We start from the raw sequence: 21,960 nt of genomic DNA, 5'->3' as shown, positions 1-21,960 counted from the left end.
GCATACGCGCAGTATGTCGTTATAGACACACCAGGCATCAACAGGGAAACGTCGCTTTGTTTTCCTTAACATGAAAATAAAAAGGAAAAGTTATGCAGAAAAAACGTCCACTTCGGGAAGCTGATGTTACAGCCGAATCAGTTTTTTTTATGCAACGACGACAAATCCTCAAAGCACTTGGGATAGGCGCGGCGGCGGCCACGCTGTCTTCCCCTACACGGGCTAATTTGTTGGATTGGTTTAAAGGCAACGATCGTCCACCAGCACCCGCAGGCAAAGCGCTCGAATTTACAAAGCCCGAGCGCTGGCAAAACAGCCTGTCTCTGACGCCAGAAGACAAGGTGACGGGCTACAACAATTTCTATGAATTTGGTCTGGATAAAGCAGATCCTGCCGCCAATGCCGGTAGTCTGAAAACCGATCCCTGGACATTGACGATCAACGGAGAGGTCAACAAACCTTTAACCTTGGATCATGATGCGCTGACCACTCGCTTTCCGTTAGAAGAGCGTATTTACCGGATGCGTTGCGTTGAAGCATGGTCGATGGTTGTGCCGTGGATCGGATTTCCTTTGCATAAATTATTGGCGCTGGTTGAGCCAACCAGTCACGCCAAATACGTCGCCTTTGAAACTCGCTACGCCCCTGATGAAATGCCCGGCCAGAAAGATCGCTTCATTGGCGGTGGGTTAAAATATCCCTATGTTGAAGGTCTGCGTTTGGATGAAGCCATGCATCCGCTAACACTGCTGACCGTAGGCGTATATGGCAAAGCATTGCCGCCGCAAAATGGGGCGCCGATACGCTTGACCGTACCCTGGAAGTACGGCTTCAAGGGCATTAAATCGATAGTCAGTATTACGCTGACGCGTGAGCAGCCGCCGACGACCTGGAATATGTCAGCACCGAATGAATACGGTTTTTACGCCAACGTAAATCCGCAGGTCGATCACCCTCGTTGGTCTCAGGCTACTGAACGGTTTATCGGTTCGGGTGGCATTCTTGATGTACAGCGACAGCCCACGTTACCTTTTAATGGTTATGCCGATGAGGTGGCATCGTTATATCGGGGTATGGATCTTCGGGAGTATTTTTAGTGAGGTTGACCGCAAAACAGATAACCGGCCTGAAAGTGCTGCTGCATCTCGCCGGTTTTTTACCCCTGCTATGGCTCTTTTGGGCCGCGCAGCATGGCGGGTTGGGTGCCGACCCGGGAAAAGATATCCAGCACTTTACGGGCATTACCGCGCTAAAGTTTTTGCTTGCTACTCTGCTGGTATCCCCGCTTGCACGCTATGCAAAGCAGCCTTTGTTGTTTCGTACCCGGCGGTTGTTAGGTTTATGGTGCTTTGCATGGGCCACACTGCATATGGCCAGCTATGCTCTGCTGGAACTGGGTATACAAAATCTGGGATTGTTGGGTCGTGAACTGGTTTCACGCCCATGGCTAACCCTGGGCATGACCGGCTGGATTATCTTATTCCTGTTGACGTTGACCTCCACGCAAGCCGCGCAGCGTAAAATGGGCAAACGCTGGCAAACATTGCACAACTACGTCTACCTGGCCGCCATTTTGCTACCGCTGCATTACCTGTGGTCGGTAAAAGTGTTATCACCGCACCCTATTATCTACGGCATCTGTTTTGTGGTTCTGTTGGCTTTTCGCTATAAAAAACTTTTACGAAAAACCAGGTATAAAGGTGTGTTTATGAAAAGTGAGTGAATCACGGTAAACTTCTTAACCACACCTAAACAGAACGAGAACAAAAAATGAGTAACAATGATAATTACCATCAGCTCACCCGCACGTTCCAGCGGCTCTCTCGCTTCTCCCACCTCTCGGCAATCGCCAGTTGGGACATGTTTACCATGATGCCGTCAGGAGGAAGCAAAGCCCGCGGCGAAGCGCTGGCCGAGCTGAGCGTGCTTGAACACCAACTGTTAACCGATCCAAAAGTGGCAATGTGGATCTCCGCAGCACAACAGGAAGACCTCAACGATGTAGAACAGGCGAACCTGCGCGAAATGTCGCGACTGCATCACCAGGCATCCCTGTTGCCGGAATCGTTGGTAGAAGCAAAATCACTTGCGGGAAGCCGCTGCGAGCATGCCTGGCGTAGCCAGCGACCGGCAAATGACTGGGAAGGATTTTCCGAAAACCTGAAAGAGGTTGTGAAGTATAGCCGCGAAGAAGCCCGACTGCGCGCAGAAGCTAAAGGGTGTTCGCCGTATGACGCGTTACTGGACATTTTTGAACCGGGAATGACCAGCGCGCAGTTGGACAACCTTTTCGCGGACGTTAAAAGCTGGCTACCCGACCTGCTAAACAAGGTAGTGGCAAAGCAATCTCAACAGTCGCTCATCGCCCCGGTAGGCCCCTTCCCAACAGCTGTACAGCGAGAGTTGGGTCTTGAAACAATGGCACAGCTAGGTTTCGACTTTACCGCTGGTCGGCTGGATATCAGTGCACATCCCTTCTGTGGCGGCGTACCAGAAGATGTTCGCATTACCACCCGCTATGATGAAAACGAATTGCTCAGTGCGCTGTTTGGCGTGATCCATGAAACCGGTCACGCCCGCTATGAGCAAAATCTTCCGCGTAACTGGTCAGGGCAACCTATCGCTCTGGCACGTTCCACCGCCATTCATGAGTCCCAGAGTCTGTTCTTTGAGATGCAACTGGGACGCAGTAAAGCCTTTCTGACACGGTTAATTCCTGCTGTAACGCGCTACTTTGGCGATCAGGCTGCATTTGAAGAAAGCAATTTCATCGCCTGGAACCAGCAGGTCAAACCCGGGTTTATCCGTGTTGATGCTGACGAGGTGAGCTATCCCGCTCACGTGATCCTGCGTTATGAAATCGAACGTGCGCTCATTAATGGCGATATTGAAGTGGATGATATCCCGGCATTGTGGAATGAGAAAATGCAGGCCTGGCTGGGGCTGTCAACGATCGGAAACTATCGTAACGGTTGTATGCAGGATATTCACTGGACCGACGGCGGCTTTGGCTACTTCCCTTCCTATACCTTGGGCGCTATGTATGCGGCGCAGTTGTTCAGTGCCGCTAACCGCGCATTACCTGATTTGAATCAGTCTATTGCGCAAGGTGAGTTTGCTCCCCTGTTTGACTGGTTACGTCAGAACATCTGGCAGCATGGCAGCCGTTTCACCACTGAACAGCTTATTACCCAGGCCACCGGAGAGCCGCTTAGCAGCCGTTATTTCCGCACCCACCTGGAAGCCCGCTATTTGTAATCTCATACCGTGAGTCATTGTACATATCGTTACACGCCGATACCAATGACTCACGGAAGCCCTGTGATTACAGCGATATAGTTATTTCAACGGCCCCGCAGTGGGGTTGAATGAAAAACCAAATCGAGGGTATGAGAATGAAAAAAGTATTAGCTCTGGTTGTTGCCGCTGCTATGGGTCTGTCTTCTGCTGCATTTGCTGCTGAAACAACTGCTACAACCGCTCCGGCTGCTGCAGCAACCACTAAAGCTGCGCCGGCAAAAACCACGCATCATAAAAAACAGCACAAAGCAGCGCCGCAGAAAGCACAGGCTGCCAAGAAACACGCTAAAAAATCCACCACAAAACCGGCTGTAGAACAGAAAGCACCTGAGCAGAAAGCTCAGGCTGCTAAAAAACACACCAAAAAAGCTGCAACCAAACCAGCTGCAGAACAAAAAGCGCCAGAGCAGAAAGCTCAGGCCGCTAAAAAACACACCAAAAAAGCAGTAAAACACGACACTGCTAAACCAGCAGCTCAACCTGCAGCATAACGCATTTGTAGTCACTATGGCGTCCCCCACGCCATAGCATACGGCGCTAGATCGACCTGATGTAGCGCCGCCTTTCGGAGGGTAAAATGGTGTCACATTACCGCTTTGAGTTAATTCTTATTACGCTGATAATTTGCGCCATCATCGCCATGCGTTTTTATCTTGCCTGAATGTAGTTATCTGATTTTACTCCCACTTTCACGTCGTCCCGTCTATAGTATTAACTGAGGGTTTGCTGTTAATAATCATAATTCCCCACCAGAGCGTGATATGCATAAAACCATTGCTGTATTACTGGGTTCACTTTGTTTACTTCCTGTCGTTGCGCATGCGGACCAGCCTGCAACGGACAGCGCTGAAGCAGAAAATATAAAAACGCTGTTTTTTGGTCATGACGATCGCATAAAGGTGACTGACCCTACACAATCGCCGTGGGACGCTATCGGGCAACTGGAAACCGCCAGCGGTAACCTGTGTACCGCCACGCTCATTTCGCCACATCTGGCCCTGACGGCCGGACACTGTTTACTCACCCCCCCGAAAGGTAAGCCGGACAAAGCCGTCGCATTGCGCTTCGTGTCTAAAAAGGGTCTCTGGCGCTATGAAATCCACGACATTGAAGGCCGGGTTGCGCCCTCACTTGCCAAACGTTTAAAAGCCGATGGTGATGGCTGGATAGTGCCGCCTGCCGCAGCCCCGTGGGATTTTGGTCTGGTGGTGCTGCGTAATCCGCCGTCTGGCATCACACCGCTGCCACTGTTTGATGGCGACAAGGACGCGTTAACCGCGGCGCTAAAAACTGCAGATCGTAAAGTCACGCAGTCGGGCTATCCTGAAGATCATCTGGACGACCTGTACACACATCAGGATTGTGTGGTGACCGGCTGGGCGCAGAATACCGTCTTGTCACACCAGTGCGACACGCTCCCGGGCGACAGCGGTTCGCCATTGATGTTGCAGACCGAGTCTGGCTGGCAGTTGATTGGTGTGCAAAGCTCCGCTCCAGCAGCCAAAGATCGCTGGCGGGCAGATAATCGCGCCATATCCGTGACCGGTTTTCGCGAGAAGCTGGAAGCGTTGGCGCAGGAATAACACATGCTGCCCGCATTAACGGGCAGCATGGATATCAGGCAAGTTTTATCATTATCATTCCGGCCAGCAGCAGTATCACGCCGATCCAGCCCTTATTATTCAGGCGCTGACCAAACAGCACCCAACCTGCCGCTAACGTCGCGGCAATACCGAATCCGCCCCACAAGGCGTAGGCAACAGAAAGGTCAATACCTTTTACCGCCTGCGACAGCGCGCTAAAGGCTGCTAACACGGCAGCTAACGACAGCACGCCATAAATCTTGCGGCGAAAACCATCGGAAAATTTCAAAAAGACGTTAGCGACGATTTCCAGCACGATGGCCATACCCAGCCAGGCACCGTGAACCCATTCAAACTGTTGCATGAGTCACCTCTTTGCCCGGTTTAACAGGCTTTCGGGTGCCGGATTTAATCAGCACAATGCCGACCACCAGTGAAGCCAGTCCTGCCACCTTCAATGTGGACAAGGTTTCGTCAAATAACAGCACGCTAAACAGCGTAATAAATAAAATACCGATACCTTCCCACAGGGCATAGGCCACACCAAGGGCAATTTTTTTAACGGCAAAACTGAGAAAAATATACGATAAGGCGATCATTACCAGCATTAAAATAAAGCCCGAATTACCATGGCCGACGCTTGCCCATTTCATTGAAAGCGTACCAGTAATTTCAGCCGCGATGGCCAGACCTAATAATATCCAGTAAAACATGATGCTTCTCCTGCTTGAGAATATAGTCCTTTGGGCCTACTGCATGCAGTAAACCAAAAAATAAAATTAGTTAGCTCAGCGCACAGCGCCAGCTCAGGCAGAAGAAGGGACTAAAGCGCGTTGCGCCAGTGTTGCTCACCCGCAAGCAAGAAAGTGGAAGAGGTACGAAGAAGTGAAGGTAAACGCAAAAACATCCTGAACATATTGTCCATAATATTACAATTATCCGCAGTGTTGCTTCTCATCATCGCGGATGATAATTGTCCTCGGTAGTTAAACACAGATGATTTGTATCATAGCTTCAATACGAACTCAAAGTCTTTTCACTTCTTTACCCGCCCCGTTTGATTTTTGTTATAACGACTCGACGCAAATCACACTATTATTCAGATTCAAAAATCAAAAACGCAGGAATACACATGGCGAAACCGATCATCACGCTTAACGGTCTAAAAATAGTCATTATGCTGGGCATGCTGGTTATCATCCTGAGCGGCATTCGCTTTGCCGCAGATATCATCGTCCCCTTTATTCTGGCGTTATTTATAGCCGTTGTGCTGAACCCCGTGGTGCAGCGGATGGTCAAGCTTCGCATACCGCGCGTATTTGCGGTGTCATTGCTCATCGTTATTATTGTAATGCTAATGGTACTGCTGTTAGCGTATTTAGGCACATCCTTAAATGAGCTTGCGCGTACGCTACCGCAATATCGCTCTTCACTGGTTATTCCACTAAAAAATCTTGAACCATGGTTACAACGCGCAGGGATCGGGGTTTCCGTGGATGAGCTCGTCAAATATATCGATCCAAACGCGGCAATGACGCTGGTGACCAATTTGCTGGCGCAGCTTTCGAATGCTATGTCATCGATCTTTTTACTGCTACTGACGGTAGTTTTTATGCTGCTGGAAGTACCGCAACTGCCCAACAAACTAAAACAAATGATGAGTCGCCCCATTGAAGGTATGGCGGCGATTCAACGCGCCATCGACAGCGTCTCTCACTATCTGGTGCTTAAAACGGCAATCAGCATTGTGACCGGGTTGGTCGCCTGGGGCATGCTTGCTGCATTGGATGTGCGCTTTGCCTTTGTCTGGGGATTACTGGCCTTCGCCCTGAACTACATCCCTAATATCGGTTCGGTATTGGCGGCCATTCCCCCTATTGCTCAGGTGCTGGTATTTAGCGGCCTTTACGATGCGCTGGTGGTTCTGGCAGGCTATCTGGTCATCAACCTAGTATTCGGGAATATCCTCGAGCCGCGGATCATGGGGCGTGGACTTGGACTGTCTACGCTGGTGGTATTTTTGTCGTTAATCTTCTGGGGCTGGCTGCTCGGCCCTGTTGGGATGCTGCTTTCTGTTCCGCTAACCATCATTGTGAAAATCGCGCTAGAGCAAACCAACGGTGGTCAAAGCATTGCGGTGTTACTGAGCGATCTCAACAAAGAGTAAAATGCAAAACGGCCTCCTCAGAGGCCGTCTTAGTTTTCACTGACGATTACAACGCTTTCAGAATCGCATCCACGCTGGCTTTGGCATCGCCAAACAGCATATGGGTGTTTTCTTTAAAGAACAGCGGGTTCTGCACACCAGCATAGCCCGTGTTCATCGAACGTTTGAACACGATGACGTTCTGCGCTTTCCATACTTCAAGCACCGGCATACCGGCGATCGGGCTGTTCGGGTCATCCTGCGCCGCCGGGTTTACCGTATCGTTGGCACCAATCACCAGCACGGTATCGGTATCGGCGAAATCATCGTTGATCTCGTCCATTTCCAGCACGATGTCATAAGGGACTTTGGCTTCCGCCAGCAGTACGTTCATATGACCGGGCAAACGCCCTGCTACCGGGTGAATACCGAAGCGCACTTTGATGCCGCGTGCGCGCAGTTTCTCGGTGATTTCCGCGACCGGATACTGTGCCTGAGCCACTGCCATGCCGTAGCCCGGGGTGATGATCACGGAGTGCGAGTTCTTCAGCATTTCTGCTGTGTCTTCCGCAGTAATCTCACGGTGTTCACCGACTTCTTCATCTGATCCGGTAGAAGAACCGTCAGAACCAAAGCCACCTGCAATAACGCTGAAAAATGAACGGTTCATCGCCTTACACATAATGTAAGACAGGATCGCACCAGAAGAACCGACCAGCGCACCGGTAACGATCAGCAGATCGTTGCTTAGCATAAAGCCCGCCGCCGCAGCAGCCCATCCTGAATAGGAGTTGAGCATTGAAACGACCACCGGCATATCCGCACCACCGATGGAGGCCACCAGATGCCAGCCAAAAGCCAGTGCAATTATGGTCATCACCAGCAGCGCCAGAACCTGCAGGCCCACGCTTTCGGTACGGACAAACACCACCAGCAGCAGGAAAGAAACAACCAGCGCCGCCAGATTCATTTTGTGACGATTCGGCAGCATCAGCGGTTTAGAGGAGATCTTGCCGCGCAGTTTGCCAAAGGCCACCACAGAACCGGTAAAGGTTACCGCACCGATGAAGATACCCAGGAACACTTCCGTCAGGTGAATGTTCACCAGAATCGGCTCCAGGCCCGTGTCGTGATACAGGTAGCTATTGAAGCCCACCAGTACCGCTGCCAGACCAACGAAGCTGTGCAGAATTGCCACCAGCTCCGGCATCTCGGTCATCTCAACTTTCTTCGCCAGACGAATACCAATCGCGCCGCCGATGATCATCGCCACCAGGATCCACGCAACATTGCCGGTATCCGGGCCAAAAATCGTGGCAATCAGCGCAATCGCCATCCCGGCGATACCGTAGTTGTTACCCTGCTGAGAGGTTTCGTGTTTCGAAAGCCCCGCCAGACTAAAAATAAACAGGATAGCGGCAACAATGTATGCAGCTGTAACTAATCCTCCAGACATATGTTACCCCTTAGTTTTTCCGGAACATTTTCAGCATGCGCTGAGTCACGGTGAAGCCACCGAAAATATTAATGCTGGCAATAAGCACCGCGATAAAGCTCAGGAAACTCACCCAGCCACCCTGGCCAATTTGCAATAACGCCCCAACCACGATAATCCCTGAGATGGCGTTAGTCACAGACATCAACGGAGTATGCAACGCATGTGACACATTCCAGACCACGTAGTAACCCACCACGCAGGAAAGCGCGAACACCGTAAAGTGACCAAGGAACTCTTTCGGTGCAACGTCGGCGAGCCAGCCAAACAAAATCACCACCAGCGCCATCAGTGCATATTTGCGCCACGGAGAGACAGGTTTTTTCTCTTCTTTCGGTGCAGGTGCGGCTTTTGGCGCAGCCTGCGGCTGAGCAGAAACCTGGATAGGTGGCGCAGGCCAGGTGATTTCACCCTCGCGAACCACCGTGACACCGCGAACAACCACATCGTCAAAATCGACGGTGATATTGCCGTCTTTCTCTTTGCACAACAGTTTGAGCAGGTTGACGAGGTTGGTGCCGTAAAGCTGGGAAGATTGCGTTGGCAAACGGCCAGGCAGGTCGGTATAGCCGATAACCTTCACCCCGTTCTCGGTGGTTGTCACCTGATTAGGCACGGTATATTCGCAGTTACCGCCGTTTTGCGCGGCAAGATCGACAATTACGCTGCCCGCTTTCATCGAATCGACCATTTCACGGGTGATCAGTTTCGGGGCCGGTTTGCCCGGGATCAGCGCAGTGGTAACGATAATGTCGACGTCTTTCGCCTGTGCAGCGAAGAGTTCCATTTCGGCTTTGATGAACGCCTCGGACATCACTTTGGCATAACCATCACCGCTGCCCGCTTCTTCTTTAAAGTCCAGTTCAAGGAACTCGGCGCCCATGCTCTGCACTTGTTCCTTCACTTCCGGACGGGTATCAAAAGCACGCACGATAGCGCCCAGGCTGTTTGCCGCACCGATCGCCGCAAGACCTGCCACACCCGCACCAATCACCATGACCTTGGCAGGTGGAACCTTGCCTGCGGCGGTGATCTGGCCGGTGAAGAAGCGACCGAATTCATGTGCAGCTTCAACAATAGCGCGATACCCGGCGATGTTCGCCATTGAGCTCAAAGCATCCAGCGACTGTGCGCGCGAAATACGCGGCACGGAGTCCATCGCCATAACTGTCACGTTTCGCTCTGCAAGCTTTTGCAACAGTTCCGGGTTTTGCGCGGGCCAAAGAAAACTCACCAGCGTCGTGCCCGGATTGAGTAACGGAATTTCCGCCTCCTCCGGCGCATTGACCTTCAGGATGATCTCTGACTGCCAGACTGCATTTCCATCAACAATTTCTGCGCCTGCTTGTACAAACGCCTTATCGTCAAAACTCGCCAGTTGACCTGCACCGCTTTCAACCGCGACGCTGAAACCTAACTTAAGCAGCTGCTCAACCGTCTTCGGCGTGGCTGCAACGCGGGTTTCATTGGTTAACCGTTCTCTTGGTATGCCAATTCGCATAATGTTCCCTTCCATCTGTAATTATGATGATGGTTTATCAATGTTCGCACGAGGCATGCGCGCACTCTCGAGAGAGGTCAGTGTTACCTCAATAAAATAAAACAGTAACAAACTCTGTATAACCTACTGAAAATGACGCCTGTGATCTAGCGCCAAAAAACAGTATTTATTATGAAATTCGCAAAATAGAGATGAATCGAACCTCAGACAGATAAAATGCCCTAAAAATAGCCCACAAAGGCTGATAATTCGCTTAAGCGAAGCGGCAAAACATGATTACGTACCTGCCAAAAACAATTAATTAACATTAAATTAACTTATGAAATTCAACTGCTTTATCAGTTTTGGTCACCAAACGCCGAATTTTTCGGCATATCACTAAATGTTATCGATGTTGTTAAGCCAGGTGGCACGATGAGTGAAAAATGACGCAGACACTGACGCAATTTAAATGCAATAATCAGCGACGTTTCTAGTCAATAACAATACCAGTACCTGGTTTGCGCAAGGCGAAGGATTATTTTTATGAAGCTTAAGAACACTCTCCTGGCGTCCGCACTTATTTCTGCGACTGCTTTTTCTGTCAATGCAGCGACAGAATTGACGCCGGAGCAAGCGGCTGCCCTGAAACCCTATGACCGCATTGTGGTCACCGGTCGTTTTAATGCTATCGGTGATGCAGTTGCTGCCGTATCACGCCGTGCAGATAAAGACGGTGCAGCCTCCTTTTATGTTGTTGATACTTCAGATTTTGGCAGCGGCGGTAACTGGCGCGTTGTTGCCGACGTCTATAAAGCTGACGCTGAAAAAGCGGAAGCGTCAAAAAACCGTATCATTAACGGCGTTATGGAATTGCCTAAAGATCAGGCCGTTCTGATTGAACCTTACGATACCGTTACGGTACAGGGTTTCTACCGTAGCCAGCCTGAAGTAAACGATGCAATCACCAAAGCTGCGAGAGAGAAAGGTGCATATTCCTTCTATATCGTGCGCCAGGTCGATGCCAACCAGGGCGGCAACCAGCGTATTACCGCATTCATCTACAAAGCTGATGCGAAAAAACGCGTCGTGCAAAGCCCTGATGCAATCCCAGCAGATTCTGATGCCGGACGCGCCGCATTAGCAGCAGGTGGCGAAGCCGCGAAGAAAGTTGAGATCCCAGGCGTTGCGACTACCGCTTCTCCGAGTGCTGAAGTCGGTCGCTTCTTCGAAACGCAATCCACCAAAGGCGGACGTTACACTGTCACGCTACCGGATGGAACCAAAGTTGAAGAACTGAACAAAGCGACCGCCGCCATGATGGTACCGTTCGACAGCATCAAGTTCACCGGTAACTACGGCAACATGACGGAAGTTTCTTATCAGGTAGCAAAACGCGCAGCGAAAAAAGGCGCGAAGTATTATCACATCACCCGCCAGTGGTCAGAACGTGGTAACAACGTGACAATCAGCGCCGATCTGTATAAGTAATACCCAATGTATTATCAGGTCTACAGTCCTTGTAGACCTGATAATTTCGCGCAGTTCTGCTCCCAGACAAAACAAAAACAGCAGTATTAAGACGACTTTTCACACTATTAGTCACAAATCTCTCTATCCCCATTGCATGCGTTCTCTTCTCTCCGTAAAATCCCGCGCCTTAGTGGCTTTCACCATTTTTATGCGGTTTGCCAAAATAATTATTCTCTCACTCTCGTTTTTGTAACTGGATACAAATGGAAAAGAAATTGGGTCTGAGCGCACTGACCGCGCTGGTTTTAAGCTCAATGCTCGGCGCTGGCGTTTTCAGCCTGCCACAAAACATGGCGGCAGTAGCCAGCCCGGCTGCATTACTGATTGGTTGGGCGATTACCGGTGCGGGTATTCTTTTGCTCGCCTTTGCCATGCTGATCCTGACGCGTATCCGTCCTGAACTGGATGGCGGTATTTTTACCTATGCGCGTGAAGGTTTTGGCGAGCTGATTGGCTTCTGCTCCGCGTGGGGATACTGGCTGTGTGCCGTTATCGCCAACGTTTCGTATCTGGTCATTGTCTTCTCTGCACTCAGCTTCTTTACCGACACGCCTGAGTTACGTCTGTTTGGCGACGGTAATACCTGGCAGTCGATTGTGGGCGCATCGATGCTGCTGTGGATCGTACACTTCCTTGTGCTGCGCGGTGTGCAAACGGCAGCCAGTATTAACCTGGTCGCGACGCTGGCGAAATTACTGCCGCTGGGTCTGTTTATCGTGCTGGCGTTCATGCTGTTTAAGCTCGACACCTTTACTCTCGATTTTACCGGCGTAGCATTGGGCCTTCCCGTCTGGGAGCAGGTCAAAAACACCATGCTCATCACCTTGTGGGTATTCATCGGTGTGGAAGGCGCGGTGGTGGTTTCTGCCCGTGCCAGAAACAAACGCGATGTCGGACGCGCCACGCTGCTGGCGGTACTTGCCGCACTGGGCGTTTACCTGCTAGTCACCCTGCTGTCTCTGGGCGTTGTCGCACGTCCCGAACTGGCGGAGATCCGTAACCCGTCAATGGCCGGTCTGATGGTTAAAATGATGGGACCATGGGGCGAAATTATTATCGCCGCAGGTCTGATTGTTTCCGTGTGCGGCGCCTATCTAAGCTGGACGATTATGGCGGCAGAAGTGCCGTTCCTCGCCTCCACGCACAAAGCGTTTCCGCGCATTTTTGCGCGACAGAACGCGCAAGGCGCGCCATCGGCGTCGCTATGGCTGACCAACATCTGCGTACAGCTCTGCCTGGTGCTGATCTGGCTTACTGGTTCCGACTACAATACGTTATTGACTATCGCCTCAGAGATGATTCTGGTGCCCTATTTGCTGGTCGGCGCATTTCTGTTAAAAATTGCTACCCGTCCGATTCATAAGGCTGTCGGTATCGGGGCAAGTATTTATGGCATATGGTTATTGTATGCGTCAGGTCCGATGCACCTGCTGCTGTCCGTAGTGCTGTATGCGCCAGGACTGCTGGTTTTCCTTTATGCCCGTAAAACGCACGCGCATGAAAACGTATTAAAACGCCAGGAGATGGCGCTGATCGGCCTGCTGCTTGTTGCTGCTGTGCCGGCTACCTGGATGCTGATGGGGTAACGTTATACCCATCGTTCGCGACATATGGAGATTACGATGGGTAAAAAAAACCCTTTGCCAATTCTTATCACCGGAGGTGGTCGTCGTATCGGCCTCGCCGTCGCATGGCACTTTCTGAACCAAAAACAGCCAGTTATCGTCAGCTACCGTACGCACTATCCTGCCATTGACGGCCTGCGAGAAGCGGGCGCGATTTGTATCCCTGCTGACTTTTCCACGGATGAAGGCGTGCTGGCCTTTGCTGATGAGGTCAAAGCTCAGACGGATGGCTTGCGCGCTATTGTGCATAATGCCAGTGCCTGGCTTGCAGAAAAGCCTGGTACACCGCTGACCGATGTGCTGTCAGCCATGATGCAGATTCATGTCAATACGCCCTACCTGCTCAACCACGCACTGGAAGGATTGCTACGCGGTCATGGACACGCGGCCAGCGATATAATCCATTTTACTGATTATGTTGTGGAACGCGGCAGCGACAAGCACATTGCTTATGCTGCCAGCAAAGCGGCGCTGGATAATATGACCCGCTCGTTCGCGCGCAAACTGGCACCGGAAGTGAAAGTGAACGCGATTGCCCCTTCACTTATCCTGTTTAACGAGGGTGATGATGCAGAGTATCGCCAGCAGGCACTGAACAAATCACTGATGAAAACCGCACCAGGTGAAAAAGAAGTCATTGATTTAATTGACTATCTGTTAACCAGCTGTTTTGTCACCGGACGTAGTTTTGCCCTTGATGGCGGGCGTCATCTGCGTTAGTGCAGTTTGATCCAACAAAAGATCAGCAACCACGCGCTCAGGCCCCAGCACACCACTGATCCGCCGAGCGCAACGGGTAAGCGCATAAATCCGGTGAAATACCACAGTGAAACGAGGTAGACAAAATAGGGAATAATCGACCACATGCTGAATATGATGGTTGTACGTAACGCCTCGATCCCGCGTTCACTGGCCACGATATAGTGGGCAATCAACGCAAACGTCGGGAATAACGGAATTAATCCGGCAATGTAGTAATTCTTTGTTTTCGCCAGCAAGCCAATCAACACCACCACCAGCGCACCGAGCGCCGCTTTTATAACGAGTCCCATCACTCTGCCTTAACACATCAATAACATCAGCCCCTAGCATAACGGAAGCGTTCTTGTTTAGAAAAGATTAATGGAAGGAAAAACCAGGGCGGTGTATGTTGGCGTTTTATATTCAAAAATTAATGATATGAACACCATCGTATTTGTTGAAGATGATCCCGAAGTTGGCTCACTGATTGCAGCCTATTTGGCCCGGCATGATATTGAGGTTATCCTTGAACCTCGCGGTGATTTGGCCGAGGAGAAAATCCTGCACGTTCAACCCGATCTGGTGTTATTAGATATCATGCTGCCGGGCAAAGACGGGATGACTATCTGCCGAGATTTACGCGGACGCTGGCAAGGCCCGATTGTCCTGCTCACCTCGCTGGACAGCGACATGAACCATATCCTGGCACTGGAAATGGGCGCCTGTGACTATATTCTGAAAACCACGCCGCCAGCGGTGCTGCTGGCTCGCCTGCGTCTGCACCTGCGTCAGAATGAGCACTCTGCCCAGTCTAAAGGCATTCAATCGGCGACCATCACACCGCACACAACGCTGCGCTTCGGCACACTCACTATCGACCCAACCAACCGCTCCGTGCTGCTCGGCGGCGAGCAAGTTTCTCTTTCCACCGCTGATTTTGAATTACTGTGGGAGTTGGCAACCCATGCCGGGCAGATTATGGACCGCGATGCGTTGCTTAAGAACCTGCGCGGCGTAAGCTATGACGGCATGGATCGCAGCGTAGATGTCGCGATTTCCCGGTTACGCAAAAAACTGCTCGATAACGCGACTGAACCTTATCGAATCAAAACAGTGCGCAATAAAGGTTATCTCTTTGCACCCCACGCCTGGGACGACGAGCCACAGAAGTAATGCCACCGGGCCGATCTCATCGATCGGCTGGATTATTCACAATACGTTACACTGTCACTTAAAATCGTCTACAGAACAAGCATACAAACGCCATCCGACGCCGTTCCACACTTTTTGTGTGGCTGTTACCCTCCCCCCTCCCTATAATCCGTCGCGGTCCTGAACCCGTATGGTTCATCATTTTTTTTCGCACTAACAAAACTCTTTCCGGCATTTCAGGTGCTGAATGAGGCAAGAGGCTACAATATGTTCGTTTCGCTCGCGTATATCGCGTTCTTTTTGGTTTGTTCATGGGCAATTTTCAGAATCAACCAAAAAAGTCACTCTCTTTCAAAAAGCGTCTTCATCGCTATTTTTACGGGTGCCGTTATCGGTTTATCCCTGCATCTCATTGCTGCTGACGAAAGAAAAACAGTTATCGACTGGTACAATGTTATTGGCAACGGCTATGTGAATTTACTGAAGCTGGTTGCGGTACCGCTGATTTTCATCTCTATTCTCTCAGCCATTAATAAGCTCGAAAACAGCGCAGGCATTGGGAAAATGTCGTTAACCATCGTCGGATGCATGCTCTGTCTGGTAATGATTGCCGGTTTTATTGGGCTGTTGACTGCGCATGTATTAGGCCTGGACGCCAGTGCGTTTGTTCATATGCAGTCCACGCTGACGGCAGACGATGTAAATAAAACAGCCTCCATTTCACTGCCTAAACTGGTTACATCTCTGATCCCCACGAATATCTTCCTCGATCTAACAGGGGCCAGAAGCGTTTCCGTCATTGGCATTGTTATTTTCACCCTACTTGCCGGCGTGGCATTATTAAAGGTCAAACAGGACGCCCCGCAAGAAGGTGAAAAATTAAGTGCTGGCATTAACGCTATCCAGATTTGGGTGATGAAAATGGTGCGTATCGTTATTGCTCTCACCCCTTATGGTGTGATGGCATTAATGGCAGGCGTATTTTCCGCGTATCGATTTGAACAATTTGCCAGTCTGTTAGGCTTTATTGCTGCCTGTTACCTTGCGATTCTGATGATGTTTATCGTCCACGCACTGATACTGGTTCTGAGCGGTAATAATCCCGTTCACTATTTTAAAACTGTCTGGCCAGTTTTAACCTTTGCATTTGTTTCACGCAGCAGTGCTGCATCTATTCCACTGGCTATTTCCGCACAAGAAAAATTTGGCGTGCAAAACACCATTGCCAATATTGCGGCTTCATTCGGCTCCAGCATGGGTCAAAATGGCTGTGCCGGGATCTATCCGGCTATTATGGTGGCGATGATTGCTCCAACAATTGGGATTGATCCGCTATCAGTACATTTTTTGCTCGCCATGCTACCTGCGATTGCGCTGGGTTCTATTGGGGTGGCGGGTGTAGGCGGTGGCGGAACATTTGCTGCGCTGATCGTCCTTTCAACACTGAACTTCCCGGTCGCGCTGGTGGGGATTTTCATTGCTATCGAGCCTGTCGTCGATATGGCCAGAACGGCATTAAACGTGAACGGTTCGATGATGTCTGGCGTGCTGGCTAACAGGCTCCTGAAAAAGAGTGCTGAAAAACCACAACCCGTGAACGCGAATTAGTCAGTCCTAAAAAGATCAAAGCCTTCCTGTTGCTGGAAGGCTTTCTTTTGTGTCAACTAAACGTCAGCCCGTCGTATTTTTTCCAACGGTAATTTACGGCAGAGATAATCCAGCAGCCGATAAAGACGCCAATAATCACAAAACCGACATTCCCCATATGGTCACTTAAATTGCTGACGGTATCCCACAAACCACCCTGAAGCGAAAACGCGTCAGAGAGAAGCCCCAGCGCCTCCAGTCCGCCAATAAATAGCGCCACAATCACGGAAGTCCCGGTAATGGTCATATTGTAATAGAGCTTGCGTTGCGGCTTATTGAACGCCCATCCGTAGGCCTCAACCATCAGAATACTGTCGAGACAATCAATTAACGCCATACCGCAGGTAAACAGCGCCGGGAACACGAGAATTGACCAAACAGACATGCCACTGGACGCGCTTGAAGCAGAAATTCCCAGCAAAGAAATTTCAGTGGCGGTATCAAAACCCAGACCAAAAAGAAAACCGACAAAATACATATGCCAGTCTTTGCCTACCAACCGAAACGCTGAGCGGAAAAGCCAGTTCAGAGGACCTGAAACTGTAAAGTCTTCCGTGGTGCCATCGTAAGTACCGGTGCGTTTAAGATGGCGGAATGCCTTCCAGACCTGGCAGAAAATAATGAGATTAATGGTAGCCAGAATCAGCAAAAACGCGGCAGAAACCGAAGTTCCTATCAGACCGCCGACATTCTGAAACCATGCCATATGTTGCTTAAACACGCTGGTGGTCAGTGCAATGCCAATGCTTGCCAGTACCACAATGGTGGAGTGCCCCAAAGAAAACCAGGCTCCCGTCGTCAGGGCGCGTTTTTTCTGCTGCATGAGTTTACGTGTAGCGCTGTCTATCGCGGCGATATGATCGGCATCGACAGCATGGCGTAAACCGTAGCACCACGCAATCAGACTCAGTGCAAGCAATGACGTGTTGTTGCTAAACGCGATGAAAGCCCACAGCCACGCCACGATGTTTGCCCCGATGAGTAAGACCATCAACAAAAGAATATTCGGGCGTTTTTTAAATAATGAAAACAATGCGTTCATTGTTTCCCGCCAATTAAATTTGAGCTAAACAACACACCACCACTCACTGATTAATTAATATAACGTTTATCAGGCTAATGATAACTCTTAAGAATTACTAACCCAGTGTCGTAGATCAAAGTTGATTATCACCTGAAGCAAGTTCCGCCATCGCTAGCTCCGCAATACGCAGAGGTACCGTTGCGCTGTCCCCCTCTTGCAGAAACCAGACGGACGACAACCCACACCAGGCAACAATCCACATCAGCAAACGTTGCCGTTCAATTCTTGCGATTTCAGACACAATGTTGACTCGTTGTGTGAATGTTTCCGGCTCAATGGCAACAGGTCTGGTGGGTTCGGCAAGATCAGGGTTAGTAAAAATATTGGCGTAATCAAAGCCACGCTCGCCTAGCAGCCCTTTGGGATCGATAGCCAGCCATCCTCTCGTTCCGAAATCAAGAATATTGCCGTGGTGTAGGTCGCCGTGTAATACGACTTCATCGCGGGGTGAAGATAGCAGCGCATTTGCCACCGCTGCACAACGCGTCAGGATACCGCCATGCTTTTTCGCGACAGGAGCCAGATCGCTAAACCAATGGTGTAGAGGTGTTAACGCTGGCGTAGACGCATTCCGGGAGAAATGGAGTCTACTGGCAGCATGGCAAATAATGCGACAAGCCTGCGCATCGTTACCAGTCCAGGACATGTCCGCTAAAGACCCTGTCCCTGTCGCACGTTCCAGCAGAATCGCCCCTGCTGCATAAGCAAGTACTTTCGCTGCGCCATTTCCGTTCCACCAGACCATGAGTTCACAGCCGATCCGTTCACTGTCATCGTCGGTGATTTTAAGTATGGCTTTCTGACCGTCCCTGATGACCACTACAGGCAAAAGCTGTGATGTGTGTGTTTCAACCGGTTCACCATCTGGAGTGAGTCCCCAACGGTTGAGCCAGGTGTTGAACAGGCGATTTTCCAAACAATATCCTCATTTTTCTCTGGAAGATGGTAACCAAATGGATCCGTGTCGGCATTATTCCTGTTTTCTTTTGGTTGAGCTACAACCTCCCATAGCCGTCATCACTGACTTAACGGGTTGAGCACTAACAGGCACATCCTTGTGTATCTGTGTGCCATGCTGACTGTGTTCGGTAAATAAGGAGGACACGATGATCACGTTATGCAAAACCTGTGGAACATCCTATGAGGTAACTGGTGCCCATCCGGAACAGTGCGATATCTGCCAGGATGAACGCCAGTATGTCCCTGCGAGCGGACAGGAATGGGTCGATTTTACCGCCCTGTGTGCATCGCATACAAATAAGTGGAAGCAACACGACAGTACTCTCCTCAGCATCCGCACCGTTCCTGATTTTGCAATTGATCAGCGCGCGTTTATTCTGCGTACCTCTGAAGGCAATATTTTATGGGACTGCATTGCCTCGCTCGACGATGCCACAAAAACGCTAATAACGTCCCTTGGCGGGCTTAAGGCTATCGCGATATCGCATCCTCATTACTACACCACCATGCAGGACTGGGCTGCAGAATTTAACGCGCCTATTTACCTTCATGCCAGCGACAGAAGGTGGGTAATGCGCGACAGCCCGTGGATTAGATTCTGGGATGGCGACACCATTGAGTTAACCCGTGACGTCACGGTGATACGTCTCGGCGGACACTTTGCTGGCGGCTGCGTCCTGCACTGGGCGCGTGACGAAGGCGTGGTGCTTTCCGGCGACATCGTCCAGGTTACGCCAGGTGCGCATGCCGTCTCTTTTATGTGGAGCTACCCTAATATGCTACCGTTGCCAGCTGCAACGGTCAGCAACATTACCCAGAGACTGAGTACAGTGAAATTTAAGCAACTTTACGGCGCATTTGCAGGAAAAGATATTACGCAAAATGCCGATGAAATTGTGCGGCGTTCAGGTGAAAAGTATATTTCCTGCCTCAGATAAACCGGCAGTTTATTCACCAACCAGACTCAGGAAGGTAAAAATGGATAGAACTGATAAACCACGCCCATCACAGAAATACTCACTATCACGCTGATAATGAAGTAGGTTTTGAAAGGCTGCTTTTGTGTTTTATGGCGAAAGATTTGTTGACCCGCTATCGCGCCACCCCATCCGCCCACAACGCCAAACACCAGCAATGTGGATTCCGGCACTCTACGCCAGTCCTTGCGTGCCGCCATTTTGTCCACGCCGTATAACAGCAACGTCAGTATGTTGGCGAGTAGAAACCATATGACAAGAGGGTGAGCGGTGAAAATGCAGCCGATCGCTGCAAAAATGAGTAGCGAATAACAACAGCGATTGAGATTCATATTTTCAGTCACAGCACTTTTCAGGAAGTTTCGTCACCCATTATACGCAAGGTCAGTCATCCCTGCCATGGGTGAGAATACCCCTTTTATTTTTATGCCTATATCCCCAGAAATAGCGGAAATTCTCTGGTCTGCGGCGTACCTAACAATTCAAACAAGAGAATCATTTTCATTATTCAGAACAAATGGTAATTTATTAAATCCAAATGGAGAAATTGTTCTGGAGTCGCAGGGATGAGAAAATACTCATATCCATATTTGTTTTTTGTCACCGTATTATCTCTCGGCGCAATTTTTCTTTTTTACTGGTGGAAGGTAACGATATACAGAGCAACTTTTCTCTATCCGCTCACATCAAAATACCTCATGCTTATTTCTCTGGCAGTGTCATTTTTAATCACCCTATTTCTGGTAGGTAATGGGATAATGAAAAAAAGTCCCTTCCAAACTTATCTGAAATTATTTGGTAGCATCAGCATTGCTATGGTGCTGTTTTCAGTGATCACAGTTATGGCGATAACCTGGTTCATTCCAGGTGTCCCCTCGTCCTATACCGCTCCATACACCTACTCTACAGGAAGTTCTAAAAGCTGTTCGGGGGCTGATGTTGACGATCCGGATCTCGGGACTAACATCAGAATTTGCTATCCCGAAGGTAACTACGAATATAACAACACAATCTATGTTGAGAAACGAAGTAACCTTTTAGGGAAGGTGCGAACAAGTTCCTGATATGAGATCATCATATTCATCCGGAGCGCATCCCAGAGGGACATCATGAGCCATCAACTCACCTTCGCCGATAGTGAATTCAGCACTAAGCGCCGTCAGACCCGAAAAGAGATTTTCCTCTCCCGCATGGAGCAGATTCTGCCATGGCAGAATATGACCGCTGTCATCGAGCCGTTTTATCCCAAGGCGGGCAATGGCCGACGGCCCTATCCGCTGGAGACCATGCTGCGTATTCACTGCATGCAGCATTGGTACAACCTGAGCGACGGTGCCATGGAAGATGCCCTGTACGAAATCGCCTCCATGCGCCTGTTTGCCCGATTATCCCTGGATAGCGCCCTGCCGGATCGCACCACCATCATGAATTTCCGCCACCTGCTCGAGCAGCATCAACTGGCCCGTCAATTGTTCAAGACCATCAATCGCTGGCTGGCCGAAGCAGGCGTCATGATGACCCAAGGCACTTTGGTGGATGCCACCATCATTGAGGCACCCAGCTCGACCAAGAACAAAGAGCAGCAACGCGATCCGGAGATGCATCAGACCAAGAAAGGCAATCAGTGGCACTTTGGCATGAAGGCCCACATTGGTGTCGATGCCAAGAGTGGCCTGACCCACAGCCTGGTCACCACCGCGGCCAACGAGCATGACCTCAATCAGCTGGGTAATCTGCTTCATGGAGAGGAGCAATTTGTCTCAGCCGATGCCGGCTACCAAGGAGCGCCACAGCGCGAGGAGCTGGCCGAGGTGGATGTGGACTGGCTGATCGCCGAGCGTCCCGGCAGGGTAAAAACCTTGAAGCAGCATCCGCGCAAGAACAAAACGGCCATCAACATCGAATACATGAAAGCCAGCATCCGTGCCAGGGTGGAGCACCCGTTTCGCATCATCAAGCGGCAGTTCGGCTTCGTGAAAGCCAGATACAAGGGGCTGCTGAAAAACGATAACCAACTGGCGATGTTATTCACCCTGGCCAACCTGTTTCGGGTGGACCAAATGATACGTCAGTGGGAGAGATCTCAGTAAAAACCGGAAATAACGCCAGAAATGGTGGAAAAAATAGCCTAAATAGGCTGATTCGATGTGTTTGCGGGAAAAAAATCGGCCCAGATCCGCGAAATTTTAATCAGCGAGTCAGCTTGGGAAGAAATGACCTGCTTATTCGCACCTTCC

24 protein-coding genes are annotated in these 21,960 nt (G+C 50.3%); 15 read left to right on the top strand and 9 right to left on the bottom strand.

From position 1 onward, the window contains the following. Positions 1 to 92: 92 nt before the first annotated feature. The 6 genes from msrP (at position 93) to OGV85_RS17540 (ending at position 4,883) form a co-directional block, all read left to right on the top strand. Positions 93 to 1,097 carry a protein-methionine-sulfoxide reductase catalytic subunit MsrP gene (msrP, locus tag OGV85_RS17560; protein ID WP_003028929.1) on the top strand — a complete coding sequence of 335 codons (1,005 nt, stop codon included), beginning with the start codon at positions 93 to 95 and terminating at the stop codon, positions 1,095 to 1,097. After that, positions 1,097 to 1,723, top strand: coding sequence for a protein-methionine-sulfoxide reductase heme-binding subunit MsrQ (gene msrQ, locus OGV85_RS17555; protein ID WP_286553788.1), 627 nt, complete (start codon positions 1,097 to 1,099; stop codon positions 1,721 to 1,723). Before msrP ends, msrQ begins: the two co-directional genes overlap by 1 nt. Before the next feature lie 47 nt (positions 1,724 to 1,770). Beyond that, a complete protein-coding gene (locus tag OGV85_RS17550) occupies positions 1,771 to 3,258 on the top strand; it encodes a carboxypeptidase M32 (protein WP_061548245.1) in 1,488 nt (495 codons plus the stop codon). A 137-nt stretch (positions 3,259 to 3,395) separates the two neighbouring features. Beyond that, a complete protein-coding gene (asr, locus tag OGV85_RS17545) occupies positions 3,396 to 3,791 on the top strand; it encodes an acid resistance repetitive basic protein Asr (RefSeq protein ID WP_003028934.1) in 396 nt (131 codons plus the stop codon). 86 nt (positions 3,792 to 3,877) lie between these two features. Then, on the top strand, positions 3,878 to 3,961 hold the full coding sequence (gene ydgU, locus OGV85_RS24595; RefSeq protein ID WP_085954017.1) for a small membrane protein YdgU: 84 nt from the start codon (positions 3,878 to 3,880) through the stop codon (positions 3,959 to 3,961). A 100-nt stretch (positions 3,962 to 4,061) separates the two neighbouring features. Beyond that, entirely contained in the window at positions 4,062 to 4,883 is an 822-nt protein-coding gene (locus tag OGV85_RS17540; protein ID WP_003028938.1) for a trypsin-like serine peptidase, read from the top strand. 34 nt (positions 4,884 to 4,917) lie between these two features. On the opposite strand, the gene mdtI is transcribed toward OGV85_RS17540, so the two are convergent. The 3 genes from mdtI to OGV85_RS24590 form a co-directional block, all read right to left on the bottom strand. Beyond that, a complete protein-coding gene (mdtI, locus tag OGV85_RS17535) occupies positions 4,918 to 5,247 on the bottom strand; it encodes a multidrug/spermidine efflux SMR transporter subunit MdtI (RefSeq protein WP_003028939.1) in 330 nt (109 codons plus the stop codon). Beyond that, positions 5,234 to 5,599, bottom strand: a complete 366-nt coding sequence (mdtJ, locus tag OGV85_RS17530; RefSeq protein ID WP_161799268.1) for a multidrug/spermidine efflux SMR transporter subunit MdtJ — start codon at positions 5,597 to 5,599, stop codon at positions 5,234 to 5,236. Before mdtJ ends, mdtI begins: the two co-directional genes overlap by 14 nt. 107 nt (positions 5,600 to 5,706) lie before the next feature. Continuing rightward, positions 5,707 to 5,877: a protein YdgV gene (locus OGV85_RS24590; protein WP_085951052.1), complete on the bottom strand. Its 171-nt coding sequence runs from the start codon at positions 5,875 to 5,877 to the stop codon at positions 5,707 to 5,709. Between the two features lie 138 nt (positions 5,878 to 6,015). On the opposite strand from OGV85_RS24590, the gene OGV85_RS17525 reads away from it, so the two are divergent. Continuing rightward, complete coding sequence (locus OGV85_RS17525) at positions 6,016 to 7,050, top strand: AI-2E family transporter (protein WP_003028941.1); 1,035 nt, start codon at positions 6,016 to 6,018, stop codon at positions 7,048 to 7,050. Positions 7,051 to 7,096: 46 nt separating this feature from the next. Here OGV85_RS17525 and pntB read toward each other — a convergent pair whose 3' ends face one another. Next, positions 7,097 to 8,485 carry a Re/Si-specific NAD(P)(+) transhydrogenase subunit beta gene (pntB, locus tag OGV85_RS17520; RefSeq protein ID WP_032935797.1) on the bottom strand — a complete coding sequence of 463 codons (1,389 nt, stop codon included), beginning with the start codon at positions 8,483 to 8,485 and terminating at the stop codon, positions 7,097 to 7,099. Positions 8,486 to 8,495: 10 nt separating this feature from the next. After that, the gene (pntA, locus tag OGV85_RS17515) at positions 8,496 to 10,025 is read right to left on the bottom strand and encodes a Re/Si-specific NAD(P)(+) transhydrogenase subunit alpha (RefSeq protein WP_003028945.1); all 1,530 of its coding nucleotides are present in this window, start codon (positions 10,023 to 10,025) and stop codon (positions 8,496 to 8,498) included. A gap of 525 nt (positions 10,026 to 10,550) precedes the next feature. Here pntA and ydgH point away from each other — a divergent pair. From ydgH to folM, 3 genes are all read left to right on the top strand, one after another. Further along, positions 10,551 to 11,495 (top strand): DUF1471 family protein YdgH, encoded by a 945-nt coding sequence (ydgH, locus tag OGV85_RS17510; RefSeq protein WP_003028946.1) that lies wholly within the window; start codon positions 10,551 to 10,553, stop codon positions 11,493 to 11,495. Between the two features lie 245 nt (positions 11,496 to 11,740). After that, positions 11,741 to 13,123 carry an amino acid permease gene (locus tag OGV85_RS17505; RefSeq protein ID WP_057064410.1) on the top strand — a complete coding sequence of 461 codons (1,383 nt, stop codon included), beginning with the start codon at positions 11,741 to 11,743 and terminating at the stop codon, positions 13,121 to 13,123. A 36-nt stretch (positions 13,124 to 13,159) separates the two neighbouring features. Then, positions 13,160 to 13,882: a dihydromonapterin reductase gene (gene folM / locus OGV85_RS17500; RefSeq protein ID WP_016150208.1), complete on the top strand. Its 723-nt coding sequence runs from the start codon at positions 13,160 to 13,162 to the stop codon at positions 13,880 to 13,882. On the opposite strand, the gene OGV85_RS17495 is transcribed toward folM, so the two are convergent. After that, complete coding sequence (locus tag OGV85_RS17495) at positions 13,879 to 14,214, bottom strand: GlpM family protein (protein WP_003028950.1); 336 nt, start codon at positions 14,212 to 14,214, stop codon at positions 13,879 to 13,881. The genes folM and OGV85_RS17495 overlap by 4 nt on opposite strands. A 127-nt stretch (positions 14,215 to 14,341) precedes the next feature. On the opposite strand from OGV85_RS17495, the gene rstA reads away from it, so the two are divergent. Together rstA and OGV85_RS17485 are read left to right on the top strand one after the other, a co-directional pair. Beyond that, a complete protein-coding gene (gene rstA / locus OGV85_RS17490; protein WP_003028952.1) occupies positions 14,342 to 15,076 on the top strand; it encodes a two-component system response regulator RstA in 735 nt (244 codons plus the stop codon). Between the two features lie 246 nt (positions 15,077 to 15,322). Beyond that, positions 15,323 to 16,663: an L-cystine transporter gene (locus OGV85_RS17485; RefSeq protein ID WP_057064409.1), complete on the top strand. Its 1,341-nt coding sequence runs from the start codon at positions 15,323 to 15,325 to the stop codon at positions 16,661 to 16,663. Between the two features lie 52 nt (positions 16,664 to 16,715). Here OGV85_RS17485 and OGV85_RS17480 read toward each other — a convergent pair whose 3' ends face one another. Both OGV85_RS17480 and OGV85_RS17475 read right to left on the bottom strand, forming a co-directional pair. After that, positions 16,716 to 17,744 (bottom strand): HoxN/HupN/NixA family nickel/cobalt transporter, encoded by a 1,029-nt coding sequence (locus OGV85_RS17480; RefSeq protein ID WP_061548244.1) that lies wholly within the window; start codon positions 17,742 to 17,744, stop codon positions 16,716 to 16,718. A 115-nt stretch (positions 17,745 to 17,859) separates the two neighbouring features. Next, a complete protein-coding gene (locus OGV85_RS17475; RefSeq protein WP_057064407.1) occupies positions 17,860 to 18,702 on the bottom strand; it encodes an aminoglycoside phosphotransferase family protein in 843 nt (280 codons plus the stop codon). 190 nt (positions 18,703 to 18,892) lie between these two features. Between OGV85_RS17475 and OGV85_RS17470 the strand changes: the two genes are divergently transcribed. Beyond that, positions 18,893 to 19,684: an MBL fold metallo-hydrolase gene (locus tag OGV85_RS17470; RefSeq protein WP_003028958.1), complete on the top strand. Its 792-nt coding sequence runs from the start codon at positions 18,893 to 18,895 to the stop codon at positions 19,682 to 19,684. 26 nt (positions 19,685 to 19,710) lie between these two features. Here the strand turns inward: OGV85_RS17470 and OGV85_RS17465 are convergent, their stop codons facing one another. Then, complete coding sequence (locus tag OGV85_RS17465; protein ID WP_003028959.1) at positions 19,711 to 20,055, bottom strand: DUF1294 domain-containing protein; 345 nt, start codon at positions 20,053 to 20,055, stop codon at positions 19,711 to 19,713. A gap of 234 nt (positions 20,056 to 20,289) precedes the next feature. On the opposite strand from OGV85_RS17465, the gene OGV85_RS24445 reads away from it, so the two are divergent. Both OGV85_RS24445 and OGV85_RS17460 read left to right on the top strand, forming a co-directional pair. After that, positions 20,290 to 20,787, top strand: coding sequence for a hypothetical protein (locus OGV85_RS24445; RefSeq protein ID WP_353655413.1), 498 nt, complete (start codon positions 20,290 to 20,292; stop codon positions 20,785 to 20,787). A gap of 45 nt (positions 20,788 to 20,832) precedes the next feature. Beyond that, positions 20,833 to 21,813 (top strand): IS5-like element ISKpn26 family transposase, encoded by a 981-nt coding sequence (locus OGV85_RS17460; protein ID WP_000019450.1) that lies wholly within the window; start codon positions 20,833 to 20,835, stop codon positions 21,811 to 21,813. Positions 21,814 to 21,960 lie beyond the last annotated feature (147 nt).

This window comes from Citrobacter sp. Cf132 (assembly GCF_030333885.1).
In the GTDB taxonomy this organism is placed as follows: domain Bacteria; phylum Pseudomonadota; class Gammaproteobacteria; order Enterobacterales; family Enterobacteriaceae; genus Citrobacter; species Citrobacter freundii.
The sequence above is the reverse complement of the archived record's forward strand: the minus strand, read 5'-3'. Positions and strand labels throughout refer to the sequence as shown.

Bases quoted from the DNA above. Each gene is read 5' to 3' on its own strand.
- msrP (WP_003028929.1), top strand. From the start codon at position 93: ATGCAGAAAAAACGTCCACTTCGGGAAGCTGATGTTACAGCCGAATCA.
- OGV85_RS17550 (WP_061548245.1), top strand. From the start codon at position 1,771: ATGAGTAACAATGATAATTACCATCAGCTCACCCGCACGTTCCAGCGG.
- asr (WP_003028934.1), top strand. From the start codon at position 3,396: ATGAAAAAAGTATTAGCTCTGGTTGTTGCCGCTGCTATGGGTCTGTCT.
- ydgU (WP_085954017.1), top strand. From the start codon at position 3,878: ATGGTGTCACATTACCGCTTTGAGTTAATTCTTATTACGCTGATAATT.
- OGV85_RS17540 (WP_003028938.1), top strand. From the start codon at position 4,062: ATGCATAAAACCATTGCTGTATTACTGGGTTCACTTTGTTTACTTCCT.
- mdtI (WP_003028939.1), bottom strand. From the start codon at position 5,247: ATGCAACAGTTTGAATGGGTTCACGGTGCCTGGCTGGGTATGGCCATC.
- OGV85_RS17525 (WP_003028941.1), top strand. From the start codon at position 6,016: ATGGCGAAACCGATCATCACGCTTAACGGTCTAAAAATAGTCATTATG.
- pntB (WP_032935797.1), bottom strand. From the start codon at position 8,485: ATGTCTGGAGGATTAGTTACAGCTGCATACATTGTTGCCGCTATCCTG.
- pntA (WP_003028945.1), bottom strand. From the start codon at position 10,025: ATGCGAATTGGCATACCAAGAGAACGGTTAACCAATGAAACCCGCGTT.
- ydgH (WP_003028946.1), top strand. From the start codon at position 10,551: ATGAAGCTTAAGAACACTCTCCTGGCGTCCGCACTTATTTCTGCGACT.
- OGV85_RS17505 (WP_057064410.1), top strand. From the start codon at position 11,741: ATGGAAAAGAAATTGGGTCTGAGCGCACTGACCGCGCTGGTTTTAAGC.
- folM (WP_016150208.1), top strand. From the start codon at position 13,160: ATGGGTAAAAAAAACCCTTTGCCAATTCTTATCACCGGAGGTGGTCGT.
- OGV85_RS17495 (WP_003028950.1), bottom strand. From the start codon at position 14,214: ATGGGACTCGTTATAAAAGCGGCGCTCGGTGCGCTGGTGGTGGTGTTG.
- rstA (WP_003028952.1), top strand. From the start codon at position 14,342: ATGAACACCATCGTATTTGTTGAAGATGATCCCGAAGTTGGCTCACTG.
- OGV85_RS17485 (WP_057064409.1), top strand. From the start codon at position 15,323: ATGTTCGTTTCGCTCGCGTATATCGCGTTCTTTTTGGTTTGTTCATGG.
- OGV85_RS17480 (WP_061548244.1), bottom strand. From the start codon at position 17,744: ATGAACGCATTGTTTTCATTATTTAAAAAACGCCCGAATATTCTTTTG.
- OGV85_RS17470 (WP_003028958.1), top strand. From the start codon at position 18,893: ATGATCACGTTATGCAAAACCTGTGGAACATCCTATGAGGTAACTGGT.
- OGV85_RS17465 (WP_003028959.1), bottom strand. From the start codon at position 20,055: ATGAATCTCAATCGCTGTTGTTATTCGCTACTCATTTTTGCAGCGATC.
- OGV85_RS24445 (WP_353655413.1), top strand. From the start codon at position 20,290: ATGAGAAAATACTCATATCCATATTTGTTTTTTGTCACCGTATTATCT.
- OGV85_RS17460 (WP_000019450.1), top strand. From the start codon at position 20,833: ATGAGCCATCAACTCACCTTCGCCGATAGTGAATTCAGCACTAAGCGC.